Here is a 17,083-nt window from a genome sequence, read left to right as displayed (position 1 = left end):
CTGCTTTGCGAAAGAGAGCAGTCAAATGAAAGGCGAGCAGTTATATTGCTCGCCTTTTTCTTTATATAACTTTGTCAAAGGAACAAAAATGAGTCATCCAATTGAACAGCTTAAGCAAATTATGGAACAACTAAGAGATCCTGATGGGGGCTGTCCTTGGGACTTGAAGCAGGACTTTGACACTATTGTGCCTCACACCATTGAAGAAACGTACGAAGTGGTGGATGCCATTCATAAGCGTGATTGGAGCAACTTGAAAGAAGAGTTGGGTGATTTGCTGTTTCAGGTCATCTTCTACAGTCAATTGGCAAAAGAGCAAGATTTGTTCGATTTTGATGATGTAGTAGAAGGTGTGAATGAAAAACTGACTCGACGTCATCCACATGTTTTTTCAGATGCAGAATTTGCCAGCGACGCTGAAATCAATGCGAATTGGGAGCAAGAGAAAGCCAAGGAAAAAGCGGAGAAAGGCACCTCTGAAGAGAGTATTCTCGACGCTGTGCCCACGTCTTTACCCGCGATGTCCCGTGCAAACAAAATTCAGAAAAAATGCGCCCAATACGGTTTTGACTGGAAAACGTTAGGTCCCGTCGTTGATAAGGTTCAAGAGGAAATCGATGAGGTTATGGAAGAAGCACTGCAAGTCACGCCCGATCAAAATTTAGTGGAAGAGGAATTGGGTGACTTACTCTTTGCCGTAGTCAATTTCTCTCGTCATTTGAACGCAAACCCTGAATCTGCGCTCAGCAAAGCCAACACTAAATTTGAACGCCGCTTCAGGCTGGTGGAAGAGAAAGTACGAGCGGAAGGCAAAGTCCTTGGGGAGTGTTCTCTTGAAGAACTCGATACGCTTTGGGACGAAGTTAAAGTGGATGAAAAAAGAAAAAGCGGATAATTCACTGGTTCTACCAATACTGAAAAACACGAATTTCTTTTGCAGTAGCACGTAAAGTTATCTAACGTATTGAAGTTTGCTGATTTGATTTGAAGCAAAAAATAAAAATATTGAGTGTGATAAGTTTCACGTTGTGGCGGTAACGGCCTTCTGGTATATTTGCATCCCGTCCAGAAGAATTCCATTTCCCTCATTCAACCAATTTCAGGTTAAACATGACGACAAATTACATTTTTGTTACTGGTGGGGTTGTATCCTCTCTAGGTAAAGGTATTGCAGCAGCTTCTTTGGCCGCTATTCTTGAAGCTCGTGGTCTTAAAGTGACTATGATGAAGCTTGACCCTTACATCAACGTTGATCCAGGCACAATGAGCCCTACTCAGCATGGTGAAGTGTTCGTCACGGAAGATGGCGCAGAGACAGACCTAGACCTTGGTCACTATGAGCGTTTCATTCGCACCAAGATGACTAAGCGTAACAATTTTACTGCAGGTCGTGTTTATGCAGATGTTCTACGTAAAGAACGTCGCGGCGATTACTTGGGTGCAACGATTCAGGTTATCCCTCACATCACCAACTCAATCAAAGACCGCGTAATTGCAGGTTCTGAAGGTCACGATGTGGCTATCGTTGAAGTGGGTGGCACAGTAGGTGATATTGAATCTCTACCGTTTATGGAAGCCATTCGTCAGCTAGCTGTTGAATTAGGTCGTGAGCGTGCAATGTTTATGCACCTGACTCTTGTACCATACCTTGCAGCAGCGGGCGAAGTGAAAACCAAACCGACTCAGCATTCTGTTAAAGAGCTGCTGTCTATCGGTATCCAGCCAGACATTCTTGTTTGCCGTAGTGACCGTATCATTCCTGCAAACGAGCGTAAGAAGATTGCCCTTTTCTGCAATGTGTCAGAAAAAGCGGTTATCTCGATGAAAGACGTAGATTCTATCTACAAAATTCCTCAGTTAATTAAAGCTCAAGGTCTTGATGATCTTGTGTGTACTCGTTTTGGCATAGATGCTCCAGAAGCGGATTTGTCTGAATGGGAACAGGTTATTTACGAAGAAGCGAACCCAACTGCAGAAGTTACTATCGGCATGGTGGGTAAGTACATCGAACTTCCTGATGCTTACAAATCGGTGAACGAAGCGCTGAAACACGCGGGTCTTAAGAATCGCCTGAGCGTGAAAATCAAATACGTCGACTCTCAAGACGTCGAAACCAAAGGTGAAGAAGCGCTTGAAGGTTTGGATGCTATCTTGGTTCCTGGTGGGTTTGGCGATCGTGGCATCGAAGGCAAAATCCGTGCAGCGCAGTATGCACGTGAAAACAACGTACCTTACCTAGGTATTTGCTTGGGTATGCAAGTCGCATTGATCGAATACGCACGTAATGTCGTGGGTATGGAAGGTGCGCATTCAACAGAATTTAACAAAGAGACACAGTACCCTGTGGTAGGTTTGATCACTGAGTGGGTTGACGGTGAAGGTAAAGTTGAAGAACGTACCGAAACTTCAGATCTTGGTGGTACTATGCGTCTTGGTTCACAGCTATGTCACTTAGCGAAAGGGACAAAAGCACGTGAAATGTACGGTAGCGCAACGATTCATGAGCGTCATCGTCACCGTTATGAAGTGAACAACAATCTTCGTCCACAAATCGAAAAAGCAGGTCTAAAAGTATCTGGTTTGTCAGCAGACAAGAAACTGGTCGAAGTGATTGAGAACCCAGCTCACCCATGGTTTGTAGCGGCTCAATTCCACCCAGAGTTCACTTCAACACCTCGCGATGGTCACCCACTATTCGCAGGTTTCGTAAAAGCGGCTGGTGAATTCCAGCGTGACGAATTAGAGAAGTAAAAGGATACGGGTAGTCGCGAACGCAGTGCGGCTACCCTTTAAATTTGACATTTATATTTGAACGAGAGGAAACATTAATGTCTAAGATCGTTAAAGTTCTAGGTCGTGAAATCATCGACTCACGTGGTAACCCAACTGTAGAAGCTGAAGTACACCTAGAAGGCGGTTTCGTAGGTATGGCGGCTGCACCATCAGGCGCATCTACTGGTTCTCGCGAAGCTCTTGAGCTGCGCGACGGTGACAAAGCACGTTTCCTAGGTAAAGGTGTTCTTAAAGCAGTTGACGCTGTAAACGGCCCAATCGCTGAAGCTCTAGTGGGCAAAGACGCGAAAGCTCAAGCTGACGTTGACGGCATCATGATCGACCTAGACGGAACAGAGAACAAATCTCAGTTCGGTGCTAACGCTATCCTAGCAGTTTCTCTAGCGAATGCTAAAGCAGCAGCAGCAGCGAAAGGCATGCCTTTGTTCGAGCACATTGCTGAGCTTAACGGCACTCCTGGTCAATTCTCTATGCCTCTACCAATGATGAACATCATCAACGGTGGTGAGCACGCAGATAACAACGTTGATATCCAAGAGTTCATGATCCAGCCAGTTGGTGCTAAGACTCTTAAAGAAGCGCTACGTGTAGGTGCTGAAGTATTCCACAACCTAGCTAAAGTTCTTAAGTCTAAAGGCTACAGCACTGCAGTTGGTGATGAAGGTGGCTTCGCTCCTAACCTTAAGTCTAACGCTGAAGCACTAGAAGTTATCGCAGAAGCTGTTGCTAATGCTGGTTACGAGCTAGGCAAAGACGTAACTCTAGCTATGGACTGTGCTGCATCTGAGTTCTTCGACAAAGAAGCTGGCATTTACAACATGAAAGGCGAAGGTAAGACTTTCTCTTCTGAAGAGTTCAACCACTACCTAGCTGAGCTAGCTAACCAATTCCCAATCGTTTCTATCGAAGATGGTCTTGACGAGTCTGATTGGGCTGGCTTCAAGCACCAAACTGAACTACTAGGTGACAAGCTTCAACTAGTAGGTGACGATCTATTCGTTACTAACACTAAGATCCTAGCGGAAGGTATCGAGAAAGGCGTTGCTAACTCTATCCTTATCAAGTTCAACCAAATCGGTTCTCTAACTGAGACTCTAGCTGCAATCAAGATGGCTAAAGACGCAGGTTACACAGCTGTAATCTCTCACCGTTCTGGCGAAACTGAAGACGCAACTATCGCTGATCTAGCGGTAGGTACTGCTGCAGGTCAAATCAAGACTGGTTCTATGAGCCGTTCTGACCGTGTTGCTAAGTACAACCAGCTAATTCGTATCGAAGAAGCTCTAGGTGAAAAAGCACCTTACAACGGTCTTAAAGAAGTTAAAGGTCAAGCTTAATTCTTCACTGAATTAAACGCTTAGCTTTCATGCTTTAAAAAATGCCTCGCATATGCGGGGCATTTTTGTATCTGCTTGACCAAACCTCTGCCGTTCTCTTCGCTCTAACCGCCTGAATATGGTATATATGCCCCTACGTTTTTTTCTTGGATGACACCATGCGATTCTTTGCCATAGTCTTAGTCGGATTACTGATTGCTTTGCAATATGCTGTTTGGTTCAGCAAGAATGGCGAGCTAGATCTGGCGTCAACTCAAAGAGACATCGCCATCCAAGAAGATGTGAATGAGAAGCTGCGTCAACGCAACCAAGAAATGTTCGCGGAAATTGATGATCTTCGCCAAGGTTTGGATGCCATCGAAGAACGAGCTCGAAATGAGCTAGGGTTAATTAAAGATGACGAAACTTTCTTCCGTATTATTGGCGAAGAAAGCAGTTCCAGATAATCAGATAAAGTAATGAAAAAAACAGATTCTCAAACAGGTTCTCATGCAGATGGTGTGATAGCCATCGTTCCAGCGGCAGGTGTTGGTAGCCGCATGCAAGCAGATTGCCCAAAACAATATCTCACCATTGGTACTCAAACCATACTAGAGCACACGGTTCGCCTTCTTCTCTCTCATCCACAGATCGAGCATATCGTGATAGCAGTGAGCGAAAATGATGAGTATTTTTCTGACCTTGCTATTGCGGAACACTCGAAAATAACACGAGTAGCGGGTGGCGTTGAGAGAGCCGATTCGGTTCTTTCTGGATTGAATCATATAAATACTCACTTTGCACAAAACGAGTGGGTTCTGGTACATGATGCCGCGCGTCCATGTATCACACTTAGTGATATTGATAAGCTTATAGCGGCATGTAAAGAACACGCTGTTGGCGGAATTTTGGCTGCGCCTGTCAAAGACACCATGAAACGCAGTGATGCTAGCAAACATATTAAAAATACAGTGGAACGTGAAAACTTGTGGCATGCGCTAACACCACAAATGTTTCGCTGTAAAAAGTTGCAAGAGGTTCTTAATGAGGCACTTGTACAAGGTGCGCTTATTACAGATGAAGCCTCGGCTATGGAGCGATGTGGTTATCAACCTCTATTAGTAACAGGTCGCTCTGACAACATTAAGATTACTCAACCAGAAGATTTAGCACTCGCTGAGTTCTATCTGAGCCGGAATGATTAAGGAATACAAAATGATTCGAATTGGACACGGGTTCGACGTGCATAAATTTGGTGGTGAAGGACCGGTTATCATTGGTGGGGTCAAGGTGCCTTACGAATTTGGTCTTGTTGCCCATTCCGATGGTGACGTGGCGCTTCACGCTCTATCCGATGCACTACTTGGTGCTATCGCGGAAGGTGATATAGGTCGTCATTTTCCTGATACCGATGATAAATGGAAAGGTGCAGATAGCCGTGCATTGTTGCGAGACGTATACCGCCTAGTTAAAGAAAAAGGCTATGTCATTGGCAACGTCGACGTCACGATAATTGCTCAAGCACCTAAAATGGCACCTCACATTAACGCAATGTGTGAATCCATAGCAGAAGATCTAGAAACTGATATCAGCAACGTTAATGTGAAAGCGACGACGTCTGAACGTCTTGGTTTTACTGGTAGAAAAGAAGGCATTGCGACAGAAGCAGTAGCTTTAATCATCAAGAAGTAAATTATGAACGATATTCTCGCCCCATTTGCGTATTCGAATGGAAAGCCTCAAGCCGAGGCAAAGCTAAAAGCACAGCCGCAACATTTTGTTGTGAAAGAAGACTTGGGTTTTTCATTTACAGGTGCTGGAGAGCACTTAATGCTGCTCATTCGAAAAACAGGTGAAAATACCAGTTTTGTTGCGAATGAATTGGCTAAAGCATGTGGCGTGAAATCAAAAGACGTCAGCTGGGCTGGCTTAAAAGATAGACATGCCGTGACTGAACAATGGTTAAGTGTCCATTTGCCCAAAGGCGATACTCCCGACTTTTATGCATTTTTAACGCAGTATCCCAGCATCGAAATTCTCGATATAACCCGCCATAACAAAAAATTAAGACCGGGTGATTTGAAAGGCAATTTCTTTGAGATAACACTGACTCAGGTGACGGATATTCCGAGTGTGATATCACGCTTGGAGAATGTTACTCGCCATGGTGTGCCAAACTATTTTGGTGCGCAACGTTTCGGACGTGATGGGAACAACGTAGAAGAGGCTCGACGTTGGGGACGAGAAAATGTGCATACTCGCAATCAAAACAAGCGCAGCTTGTATCTTTCTAGTGCACGTTCGTGGATATTCAATCACATTCTTTCCAAGCGAATTGAATCGGGCGTGTGGCAATCTCCACTGATTGGCGACATCCTTTTAAATGCAGAAGGCACACTTAAAGTGACAGAGACCAACTTTGCAGACAGCGAGCAACTTGTCTCTAACGGAAAAGCCGAAATAACAGCGGCAATGGCGGGTGATAACGCACTGCCAACATCCGATACTGCACTGAATATAGAGCAGCCTTGCTTGGACGCTGAGCCTGATTTGATGGCACTTATTCGCGGCAACAGAATGCGACATGAACGTCGGGTAGTACAGCTTTTCCCTAAAAAATTAGCGTGGGATGTACAGGATAATGAGATCGCACTCAAATTCTGGTTACCTTCCGGATGTTTTGCTACTTCTATTATGCGTGAATTGGTGAATGCTGAGGAAGAAGAGCGTCAATTTTCGCCTTCTTAGTGCTTAACCTGAACTCGGGATAACAACTTGCCTTCTAATGGCTCTTCTCACTGAATACTGCGTTGAACCCTCTCCCAATAACCCGTTATTGGTTCGTGGTTTCGCCTTGTCTTAAGTGAAAATTTCTCATTAGAATGTCTCGATATAAAATTTTTATTTATTTTATTGGGTTCGCTAACCTCTTATCCCGAGTTCAGGTTACTTAATCTAGAAAGCACTTAACATAGAAAGTACATAACCTTAAAAGCGCATAATCTTCGTAGCGTATTAACCCTTTCGGTATTGGGTAGAGATATAGATGAAAATATTATTGAGCAATGATGATGGTGTTCATGCTCAAGGCATACATGAACTAAAGCGTGCACTGTCAGATATTGCTGACGTTATTCTTGTTGCTCCAGATCGGAATCGTTCCGGTGCGTCCAATTCCCTGACGCTTGAAACACCCTTACGAGTCATTGAACTAGAAAAAAACGTGTATTCAGTGCAAGGAACACCAACAGACTGCGTGCACTTTGCGTTGAATGAGTTGTTGAAAGAGGATAAGCCTGATCTTGTTGTCTCTGGGATAAACCATGGTGCAAATTTAGGTGATGATGTCCTGTACTCAGGAACCGTTGCAGCAGCGATGGAAGGTCACTTTCTTGGGGTTCAGTCGATAGCAATATCGTTGGCGGGAAAACATCATTTTGAAACCGCTGCACATGTCGCAAAACAATTAGTTGAGCAGCATCTTATCCATCCTATTCCGACCAATAGACTGATTAATGTGAATGTTCCCGACATTCCGATTCATGATCTTGAGCCTTTCAAAGTAACAAGGCTCGGTGCTCGCCATCATGCCGAAGACATGATTAAGCAAAAGGACCCAAGAGGACATGAAATTTATTGGTTAGGCCCTCCTGGAAAAGAACAGGATGCAGGGGAAGGAACCGATTTCCATGCAATTTCAAATCGATTAGTGTCTATAACGCCACTGCAAGTAGACTTGACGGCGCATGAATCTTTACCAGGCATGGAGCGTTGGTTAAAGGGGAATAGGTAGATGAGTCATCCACAAGCCAATAAATTAATTGAATTTTTGCAGGGAATGGGTATCCAAGATATCAATGTATTGGATGCTATTCGACGATTGCCAAGAGAGTCTTTTGTTTCGCAAGCAATGATGCATCAGGCTTACGATAACAACGCGTTGCCCATTGGAGCAGGACAGACCATTTCTCAGCCCTACATTGTGGCAAAAATGACTGAACTCCTAAACCTCCGTACTGACAGTAGAGTACTTGAGGTGGGCACGGGATCGGGCTATCAAACTGCAGTATTGGCCCAACTGGTGGATCATGTCTATTCTATAGAGCGTATTAAATCGTTGCAGTGGGATGCGAAACGCAGGTTGAAACAACTGGATATCTATAATGTTTCGACCAAACATGGTGACGGTTGGAAAGGCTGGGCAGCAAAAGCCCCATTTGATGCCATTATTGTTACAGCCGCAGCCAGTGAAGTACCAACAGCGCTCGTGGACCAGTTAGATGAAGGGGGGATCTTAGTGATCCCTGTCGGCGAAGCCGAACAAACTTTGATAAAAGTACAAAAACTTAACAATGAGATAGTTACAGAAGTGATTGAAATGGTTAGATTTGTACCATTGGTTGCGGGTGATTTAGCTTAAAGGGTATTGAGTGTCACTGAAAATAACAGCTTCGCTTTTTCAAATAATTCTCGCTACTACTCTGGTAGGGTGTGCAGCGCACAGCCCTGCACCAGTTTCTAGCCTAGGGAAGAATTACGAGCAAGTAGAACGTGGCAGCTATCGCGGTAGCTATTACGAAGTCGAAAAAGGTGACACCCTATTTTTCATTGCTTATGTCACGGGCAAAGATGTTAATCAACTCATTAAATACAATAGACTTTCCTCTCCCTACACGATTCACCCCGGTCAAAAAATCCGATTATGGCAACCTGCTTATGTCGCACCAGATTTAGCTGGCTCGGGTTCTGATTCCGTTAAAGTAGCGGCAGCGACAACCGCATCGGCAGCAACGGTAGCGACAGCAGGGGCTGCCACAGCGACAGCTGCGAGTGTTCCCAATTCAAAAGCGAGTGAGCCGAAAAAGAAAGAAAAGTCACAGGTTAAAAAAGAATCAACAAAGAAGCTTGATCAATCCAGATCAAAGGAGTATGTTGAAAATAAAAGTAAACAGGTTGTTAACAAACCTGTTAAGACAACAAAAAAGAATAATACTAAGATTTCTAAGTGGTTATGGCCTACCAAGGGTCGAATCACAAAAGGTTTTTCCACAGGAGAGCAGGGAAATAAAGGGATAGACATTGCGGGACAGCGAGGTCAATCCATAGTCTCTACTGCGGAAGGAACAGTCGTTTATTCAGGTAACGCGCTGCGCGGATATGGCAATCTTGTCATCGTCAAACATAATGACAACTATCTCAGTGCTTATGCCCATAATGAACGCTTGCTAGTAAAAGAAGGACAAAGTGTAAAAGCTGGTCAGAAAATCGCAACAATGGGTTCATCTGGCGCCAACAGTGTTCGTCTACACTTCGAAATTCGCTATCAGGGAAAGTCAGTGAATCCTAAGCGCTACTTGCCCTAGTTACAATTCAACGACATTGATAGTAGTAATGTCTTGCGAACTCGCCAGGGGGAGGCACTATGAGTATCAGCAATGCAGTAACGAAAGTCGAAGAAGAGTTTGAAGTTGAAGCGGTTGCAATGGAACAACCTTCCGCAGAAACAAGAGCTCTGACACCTGAAAAACAATCTGAGCAAAAAGAAGACTTTGAAGTCACGTCGAAAAGCTTAGATGCCACTCAACTTTACCTAGGAGAGATTGGTTTTTCTCCACTGCTTACGGCCGAAGAAGAAGTTTTGTATGCGCGTCGCGCACTTCGCGGTGACGAAGCTGCCCGCAAACGAATGATCGAAAGTAACCTGCGATTAGTTGTGAAAATTTCACGCCGTTACGGTAACCGTGGTCTTGCGCTACTCGATCTTATCGAAGAGGGTAATTTAGGTTTAATCCGTGCAGTAGAGAAATTTGATCCAGAGAGAGGTTTCCGATTCTCAACTTACGCAACTTGGTGGATCCGTCAAACCATTGAACGGGCGTTGATGAATCAAACAAGAACCATCCGACTGCCTATTCACGTAGTAAAAGAGCTGAATATTTATCTCAGAACAGCTCGAGAGCTTTCTCAGAAGCTTGATCACGAACCGACGGCTGAAGAAATCGCACAAAAACTTGATAAACCTGTTGATGACGTGAGTAAGATGCTTCGTCTTAACGAGAGAGTCAGTTCTGTGGATACGCCAATTGGCGGTGAAAGTGAAAAAGCACTACTCGACATCATTCCAGACATCAATAACTCTGATCCTGAAGTTTGTACGCAGGATGACGATATAAAACATTCTTTAATTGACTGGCTTGATGACCTGAATCCTAAGCAGAAAGAAGTGCTTGCACGACGTTTTGGTCTTCTTGGCTATGAACCATCCACTTTGGAAGAAGTGGGACGAGAAATCAATCTAACTCGTGAGCGCGTTCGTCAGATCCAAGTAGAAGGGCTTCGCCGCTTAAGAGAGATCTTAGTGAAACAAGGTCTGAACATGGAATCGCTATTTAATGTCGAAAACGACTAGGCGTTGAAATGTGAAGTAAGAGCTGCCGATGGCAGCTCTTTTTGTTTGCCCATAGAATTTGTATTTTTGGGATCTAAGTAGTCTTATTTTGTTAACACTCCTAATGTATTCATTGAATGTATGTTTGATTTGGGTTTAATTTTTGAGCAAAATGTTTTGCGATATTAATAAAAAGATTCAAAGGACTTCAATGAAACGTTTAATTCTTCCCACTATTGTATCGGCTTTAGTTTTAACAGGATGTTCTTCCACGCAACAAAATCAAATTGTTAAGGATATTAGCAATTCAACTATTGATGCGGTGTTTGGTGGTTCTTCGTCATCTACGGATAACGCAGTTACAGACACTCGTTCTACTAAAAAGACAGCGTTTTACATTACCGAGGCAACCGTTCATTCACCAGATTTTGGCAGGGTTTCGGTATCTAAAGCGAAAAACCCCAAAGGGTTGACTGAAGTGAAAATTGGTAAATCGATACATTTAGACAGTGGCGGAGAATTGGGGGCTACGATGTACCTATATCCAATTACGTCTGAAGGTTATATCGTAGATAAGCCAGAAACCTTCCATAGAATGAGTCATTTGGCGGTCGTCAACAGCGGTCGATACTATGTAAAAGCGGAGGCGTCCGGAAACAGTCTCTATGCATCAGGTTACGTGGACATAGAAAGAGGGGTAACAAACAAGGTGAATCTTTCTTTCGAATAATGAATATTAAGCAAGAAGGGCGAGAAACATCTCGCCCTTTTTGTATGTTAAATTACAGCCGCTGCTTCAATCACAGCATCTTCTTCAATCGATACAGCGCATCCAGTGCTTGCCTTGGCGTGAGATCATCAGGATCGATATCCGCAAGTGCCAACTCAATATCACTCGGCTCCGGAATCAGGCTCAATTGATTTGCTACATCCACTTGGCTAGGAGAGTTAGGTTGTTGGTCGCTCAATTGCTCAAGTTGATTCAATTTAGCGCGTGCATTTTTAATGACGGTTTTTGGCACACCGGCCAAACCCGCAACCGCCAAACCATAAGATTTGCTTGCGGCACCTTCTTGAACAGCATGCATAAAGGCGATAGTGTCACCATGCTCGACGGCGTCTAAATGCACGTTAGCCAATGCTGGTAACTGGTTTGGCAGTTCGGTTAGCTCAAAGTAGTGGGTTGCGAATAAGGTCATCGCGCCAATGTTTTTTGCCAGCCATTCAGCGCTTGCCCACGCTAACGATAGCCCATCATAGGTGCTGGTTCCGCGTCCAATCTCATCCATTAACACCAAACTGCGTGCCGTGGCATTGTGAAGAATGTTCGCTGTTTCAGTCATCTCGACCATGAAGGTTGAGCGACCAGAGGCTAAATCGTCCGATGCGCCAATTCGGGTAAAGATTCTATCTGTTGACCCGATAACAGCTGATTCAGCAGGTACATAAGAACCAATGTGTGCCATTAGCGTGATTAACGCAGTTTGACGCATATAGGTGGATTTACCACCCATATTAGGGCCGGTAATGATCAACATTTTACGCTCTTCACCCAGAACAATCGGGTTGGCGATAAAGGGATCATCCATCACTTGCTCAACCACAGGATGACGACCAGCCTGAATGTGGATGCCAATTTCATCTTTTAACGTCGGGCGGCAATAGTCTAGGCTTTCTGCTCTCTCGGCTAAATTTTGCAAAACATCCAGCTGTGATAATGCAGAGGAAAGGTTTTGCATGGCTTCAAGGTGAGGCAAAAGTAGGTCGAACAATTCTTCCCAAAGTTTTTTCTCTATCGCAAGCGCTTTGGATTTCGAACTCAGAACTTTGTCTTCATGTTCTTTTAGCTCAGGAATAATGTAACGTTCTGCATTTTTTAATGTTTGCCTGCGAACATAATGAGGTGGAACAAGATGGCTTTGCCCACGGCTCACTTGAATGAAAAAGCCATGAACATTGTTGTAGCCGACTTTGAGTGTATCGATGCCATGTCGATCGCGTTCTTCAGCTTCGAGCTTTTCTAGATACTCCGTTGCGCCATCCGCGAGATCGCGCCACTCATCGAGTTCAGCACTGTAGCCTTGAGCAATCACACCGCCATCACGAATAACCACTGGTGGGTTTTCTTTTATGGCACGTTCTAGCAAATCACAGAGATCACTTTGAGGAGAGGTAAAACCGGCAAGCTTTTTAAGGTAAGGATGAGCCACACTCTCGAGGATCTCTGAAAGCTCAGGAAGTTGCTGCATCGCATGGCGAAGGCGAGCCAGATCTCGTGGTCTTGCACTGCGAATAGCCAGTCTTGCCAGAATTCGTTCTATGTCGCCGATCTGTTTTAATACAGGGTGTAATTCACCAAACAGTGCGCTCTCTTTTATTTCAGAAATCGCATCTAATCGTTGGTTCAAGGTATCCAACTGACGCATCGGCTGGTGCAGCCAACGTTTGAGCATACGGCTACCCATAGCGGTTGCCGTATAATCAAGCACTTCCGAGAGGGTATTTTCCGACCCGCCAGCCAGGTTTTGAGTTATTTCTAGATTACGTCGAGTGGCGGCATCTAAGATCACAGAGTGATCTTGTCGATCGTAGGTCAATGATCGAATGTGTGGCAGAGCGGTACGCTGCGTGTCTTTTACGTACTGAATCAGGCATCCGGCGGCACATAAGCCTAACTCTGCTTTTTCAACACCAAAGCCAACCAGGTCTTTCGTGCCAAATTGCTGATTAAGCTGCTGCTTTGCGGTGTCCAGTTCAAATTCCCAGATAGGGCGGCGACGGTTGCCATTTCGGCTTGCCATCAAATGAACCGGTGCAAAATCCTCAGGGAAAAGCAATTCTTTAGGGGAGGTACGCTGCAGTTCGGCCGCCATGGCCTCTTCTGTATCGGGTTCCATGAGCTGAAAACGACCCGACGTCATATCGAGTGTAGCGTACCCAAATTTATCATTGTGGTAGTAAATAGCGGCAATGAGGTTGTCGACTCGTTCAGCAAGAAGAGCTTCGTCAGTGACGGTGCCGGGTGTCACTATACGAACGACTTTACGCTCTACTGGTCCTTTGCTGGTGGCAGGGTCGCCAATTTGCTCACATATCGCTACCGACTCACCGAGTTGAACCAGTTTTGCCAAGTAGCCTTCTACAGCGTGGAAAGGAACCCCAGCCATAGGGATCGGCTCACCGCCAGAAGCGCCACGTTTTGTCAGAGAAATATCCAGTAACTGAGACGCCCGCTTTGCATCATCATAAAAGAGTTCGTAAAAATCCCCCATGCGATAAAAAAGCAAGATGTCAGGATTTTCCGCCTTGAGCCTCATGTATTGCTGCATCATCGGCGTATGTTTTTGCGTCGCGGTGCTGGTTGTCACTGGTTTTTCCTTTTTGATTGTCTTATCAGACAAAAATGTGGCGTAAATGATATTAACCAGCCAGCCAGAAAGCAATGGCGTTTTAGGCTTGGTTGTAATCCAACAGACAGGATGAGAAACGTACATGTTAGCGCGAGCTTAAATGGAACACGATTTTGTTCCACGGAATAGCAATTCTTAAATATGAATTCTGAACTAATTTCTCATTGATAATAAATTCAATGTATTTTTTTGAAGCGCATCAATAAACCCTGTAACTGACTTTTATTTTAATAGGTCGTTCTGTATCGTTTTGAAAATAAATCTTAAATAGATAACGTTAGCATTAGCCCGGCTAGGCAGTGACTAACAACAAATTGGATAAACGCATGGCTTTTGAACTGTTTTTGTCGGTACTACTTTCGTTTCCGACGAACGTCTTTTTTATTCCTTTTATCATCTTCTTTGTCATCATGCTCATTGATTTGGTCTTTGATGTATTTGAAGGCTTATTAGGTGAACTGGATATTGTTGATTTGGATAATATGACAGGTGGCAGCCTCATTTTGCCTCCTATATTAACCAAGGTTCCACTGCCTATTGCGTTGTGCGTTAGCCTGTTTGTCGCAACGATTATCGAGTACTACCTCGATACTATTCTACTTTCTTCTTTATCCGATACGCTGTCTATTGTCTTTGGTGCTATTTCATTGCCGATTGTTGCTTACATAGCTCTATACATAGCATCGATCTTGCTTAAACCATTGGCTCCGTTTTTTAACAAAGAAAACGCTTTTGCCAAGATTGACTACATTGGGCTCAGAGCAAAAGTGCACAGTAGCCAAGTTAGCCAAGATGTTGGTGGAGAGGTCATTATTCTGCATAACGGCAATGAAGTGTTGTTGGATGTGCTATCCAGCAGTCAGCAAGACATTCAATATGGCGATGAAGTGGTCATCGTGTCTAAAGATAATGAATCGCAGCGCTATGTCGTTGCGAAAGCATAAATACAATTAAAACCCTTTAAGGAGTTGGTCATGGTTTTATCACCCAGTATGGTGTTCATATTAGCCGGTGTCGTGCTATTTTTAATGGTTCTTATTTTCCTTACTTCTCGCTATAAAAAAGTCAGAATTGAAGGTGAAGCCTTAATCGTAAATGGCATCGACAGAACACGAGCATCACTAACGGGTACCTTTGTTTGGCCGGTTGTAAACCGATTCGAATATATGGATATCACACGTAAGAAAATCTCGGTTGTTCGCAGTGGTCGTAAAGACCAAGAAGGCGAAGAATACGAAGGCTTGCATTGTAGCGATAATATCCGCGCAGACTTGAAAGTGGATTTCTACATTGGTGTTAACCATGAAGAAGACGACATTGTTCGCGTAGCGAAACTCTTCACAGCAAATGAAGCATCTAACCTAGACCGTCTTAAAGAGCACTTCCAACCTAAGTTCTCTGAAGCATTAAAAACAGCGGTTAAGCAGTTTGAGTTTGAAGAGCTGCTAACCAACCGACGCGCATTCCGTGATGCCGTTGTACAAGTTATCGGTAGCGAAATGGATGGTTTCAAAATCTATGATGTTGTTATTGATAAGATTGACCAAACATCACTTGAAGCACACAACCCAGATAACATTCTAGATGTTGAAGGTATTCGCAAAATTTCTTCTATTACTGCTCAGAAGAACACCGAAACTAATGCGATCCGCCAAGACGAGCGCACAACCATCAAGAAAAAAGACGTTGAAGCAGAAGCAAACCGCCTTCAATTGGATAAGCAAGAAAAAGAAAGCATTGCACGTACTCAGCGCGAAATTGAAATTATTGAAGCGCAAGAAAATGCACTTTCTGAAGAGAAGCGTCAAGAATACGAACGTGTTTCTCAGCTTGCGAAATTAGAAACCGAAGAAGAAGTCTCTAAGAAACGTGAAAGTGTAGAGATGGAAGTCGAAATGACGCGTATCGCGAATAAGCGTCAGGTAGCGATTCAAGAAGAAGAGCTAAGCCGTGCGGTTGAAACTGAAAAAGTTCGCACTTCTTCTGAAGTGGTACAAAAAGAGATGGAAAAAGAAACATCTGTAGAAGAAGCACTTAAATCCGTCGCTGAAACTCGTTCACAACGCGTAGAAATTGAAAGAAAGATTGCACGTGAAGAGGAAGAAACTGAAAACTTGCGTGTCAATGAGCAAGTTAACCGTAAGAAGCGTGTTTCTATGGTTGAGGCTGAAGCCGTTGCAGAAGCGAAACAACTTGAGTTACTTGTCGCAGCACGTGCTGAAAAAGACGCAGCGAAAGAAAAAGCAGAGCGTTTGTTGATCGAGAAAGACGCAGAATTGAAAGTGAAAACTCGTGATGCTGAAAACGAATTAGCGGTGAAAACTCGTGAAGCAGAAGCTGCACATATAGTGGCAACCAAACAAGCGGATGCAGAAAAAGTTGTGCGCCAGCGTCAAGCGGAAGCTGAACTAGAAGCTGCAGCGAAAGAAGCAGAAGCGCAATACTTGTTGAAAGAGCGTGAAGCCGCTGCGAAAGAGCGCATGGCACTTGCAGAGAAAGAAGAAATCAGTGCAACTGGTTTGGCGCAAGTGGAAGTGGATCGTGAACGCGCCCAAGCGATACGTGAAACCGGTGAAGCGGAAGCATACACATTGCAAAGTGCTGGTGAAGCAGAAGCGAACGCACTACGCGCGAAAGGTCTGGCTGAAGCAGAATCGCAAACCGCACGTTTTGAAGCGGCTCAGAAATACGATGACCAAACTCGTGAACACGACAAGTGGGTTATGCAGCTTCAGCAAGAGAAAGAGCTGGATCTGGCGCGTATTGATGCTCAAAGAGACGTTTCAAGTGAAAGCGCGAAAGCGTTGGCACAAGCCTTGGCAGCCGCAGACATCAAGCTATTTGGTGGCGACGGTATGGAGCAAATTCGCCGCACTGTGATTGATTCTGCGTCGATGGATGTGAAATTTGAAGAGTCGAAAGTCTTGAACCCATTCGTTGCGGAATACATGAATGGCGACCGCAGCTTGCCGCAAGACATCAAAGACATTCTAGGAAATACAGACCTGAAAAGCAGTGATTTAAGTAATGTAGCTCTGGCGAGCTTACTTAACTCTCAAGGTGGTGCAACAGAACTTCTGAAGAAAATTCAGCAGACGGTAAACACCTCTGATAGCACAGAATCTTAATCGCCCCTATTGAGTCCAACACCCACACTGACTTCCTGTAAGTGTGGG

At 44.4% G+C, this 17,083-nt stretch carries 15 protein-coding genes; 14 read left to right on the top strand and 1 reads right to left on the bottom strand.

Annotated features, from left to right (window positions below):
* The first annotated feature begins 88 nt into the window (after positions 1-88).
* The 12 genes from mazG to LDO37_RS16095 all read left to right on the top strand — a co-directional run bounded on the left by mazG (position 89) and on the right by LDO37_RS16095 (position 11,227).
* Positions 89-895 carry a nucleoside triphosphate pyrophosphohydrolase gene (gene mazG, locus LDO37_RS16150; RefSeq protein WP_126606192.1) on the top strand — a complete coding sequence of 269 codons (807 nt, stop codon included), beginning with the start codon at positions 89-91 and terminating at the stop codon, positions 893-895.
* Between the two features lie 215 nt (positions 896-1,110).
* A complete protein-coding gene (locus LDO37_RS16145; RefSeq protein WP_101112516.1) occupies positions 1,111-2,751 on the top strand; it encodes a CTP synthase in 1,641 nt (546 codons plus the stop codon).
* 77 nt (positions 2,752-2,828) lie between these two features.
* On the top strand, positions 2,829-4,130 hold the full coding sequence (eno, locus tag LDO37_RS16140; RefSeq protein WP_126606191.1) for a phosphopyruvate hydratase: 1,302 nt from the start codon (positions 2,829-2,831) through the stop codon (positions 4,128-4,130).
* A gap of 158 nt (positions 4,131-4,288) precedes the next feature.
* A complete protein-coding gene (ftsB, locus tag LDO37_RS16135; protein ID WP_101112514.1) occupies positions 4,289-4,576 on the top strand; it encodes a cell division protein FtsB in 288 nt (95 codons plus the stop codon).
* A gap of 12 nt (positions 4,577-4,588) precedes the next feature.
* The gene (ispD, locus tag LDO37_RS16130) at positions 4,589-5,314 is read left to right on the top strand and encodes a 2-C-methyl-D-erythritol 4-phosphate cytidylyltransferase (protein ID WP_126606190.1); all 726 of its coding nucleotides are present in this window, start codon (positions 4,589-4,591) and stop codon (positions 5,312-5,314) included.
* Positions 5,315-5,324: 10 nt separating this feature from the next.
* Complete coding sequence (ispF, locus tag LDO37_RS16125; RefSeq protein ID WP_104401358.1) at positions 5,325-5,801, top strand: 2-C-methyl-D-erythritol 2,4-cyclodiphosphate synthase; 477 nt, start codon at positions 5,325-5,327, stop codon at positions 5,799-5,801.
* 3 nt (positions 5,802-5,804) lie between these two features.
* Positions 5,805-6,857 (top strand): tRNA pseudouridine(13) synthase TruD, encoded by a 1,053-nt coding sequence (gene truD / locus LDO37_RS16120; protein ID WP_126606189.1) that lies wholly within the window; start codon positions 5,805-5,807, stop codon positions 6,855-6,857.
* A 298-nt stretch (positions 6,858-7,155) separates the two neighbouring features.
* The gene (gene surE / locus LDO37_RS16115; RefSeq protein ID WP_126607371.1) at positions 7,156-7,902 is read left to right on the top strand and encodes a 5'/3'-nucleotidase SurE; all 747 of its coding nucleotides are present in this window, start codon (positions 7,156-7,158) and stop codon (positions 7,900-7,902) included.
* Complete coding sequence (locus LDO37_RS16110; protein ID WP_101112509.1) at positions 7,903-8,529, top strand: protein-L-isoaspartate(D-aspartate) O-methyltransferase; 627 nt, start codon at positions 7,903-7,905, stop codon at positions 8,527-8,529.
* Between the two features lie 10 nt (positions 8,530-8,539).
* The gene (locus LDO37_RS16105) at positions 8,540-9,472 is read left to right on the top strand and encodes a peptidoglycan DD-metalloendopeptidase family protein (RefSeq protein WP_126607372.1); all 933 of its coding nucleotides are present in this window, start codon (positions 8,540-8,542) and stop codon (positions 9,470-9,472) included.
* A 59-nt stretch (positions 9,473-9,531) separates the two neighbouring features.
* A complete protein-coding gene (rpoS, locus tag LDO37_RS16100) occupies positions 9,532-10,518 on the top strand; it encodes an RNA polymerase sigma factor RpoS (protein ID WP_126607373.1) in 987 nt (328 codons plus the stop codon).
* A 190-nt stretch (positions 10,519-10,708) separates the two neighbouring features.
* Positions 10,709-11,227, top strand: coding sequence for a hypothetical protein (locus LDO37_RS16095; protein WP_126607374.1), 519 nt, complete (start codon positions 10,709-10,711; stop codon positions 11,225-11,227).
* A 70-nt stretch (positions 11,228-11,297) separates the two neighbouring features.
* On the opposite strand, the gene mutS is transcribed toward LDO37_RS16095, so the two are convergent.
* Positions 11,298-13,829, bottom strand: a complete 2,532-nt coding sequence (gene mutS / locus LDO37_RS16090) for a DNA mismatch repair protein MutS (protein WP_126607375.1) — start codon at positions 13,827-13,829, stop codon at positions 11,298-11,300.
* A gap of 377 nt (positions 13,830-14,206) precedes the next feature.
* Here mutS and LDO37_RS16085 point away from each other — a divergent pair, with 377 nt between their 5' ends.
* Positions 14,207-14,851, top strand: coding sequence for a DUF1449 domain-containing protein (locus LDO37_RS16085; protein ID WP_224055258.1), 645 nt, complete (start codon positions 14,207-14,209; stop codon positions 14,849-14,851).
* Positions 14,852-14,881: 30 nt separating this feature from the next.
* A complete protein-coding gene (locus LDO37_RS16080; protein ID WP_126607284.1) occupies positions 14,882-17,035 on the top strand; it encodes a flotillin family protein in 2,154 nt (717 codons plus the stop codon).
* The last annotated feature ends 48 nt before the right edge of the window (positions 17,036-17,083 follow it).

Origin of the sequence: Vibrio penaeicida, assembly GCF_019977755.1 — a bacterium.
GTDB lineage: Bacteria > Pseudomonadota > Gammaproteobacteria > Enterobacterales > Vibrionaceae > Vibrio > Vibrio penaeicida.
This window is presented reverse-complemented; position numbering and strand designations above follow the sequence as displayed.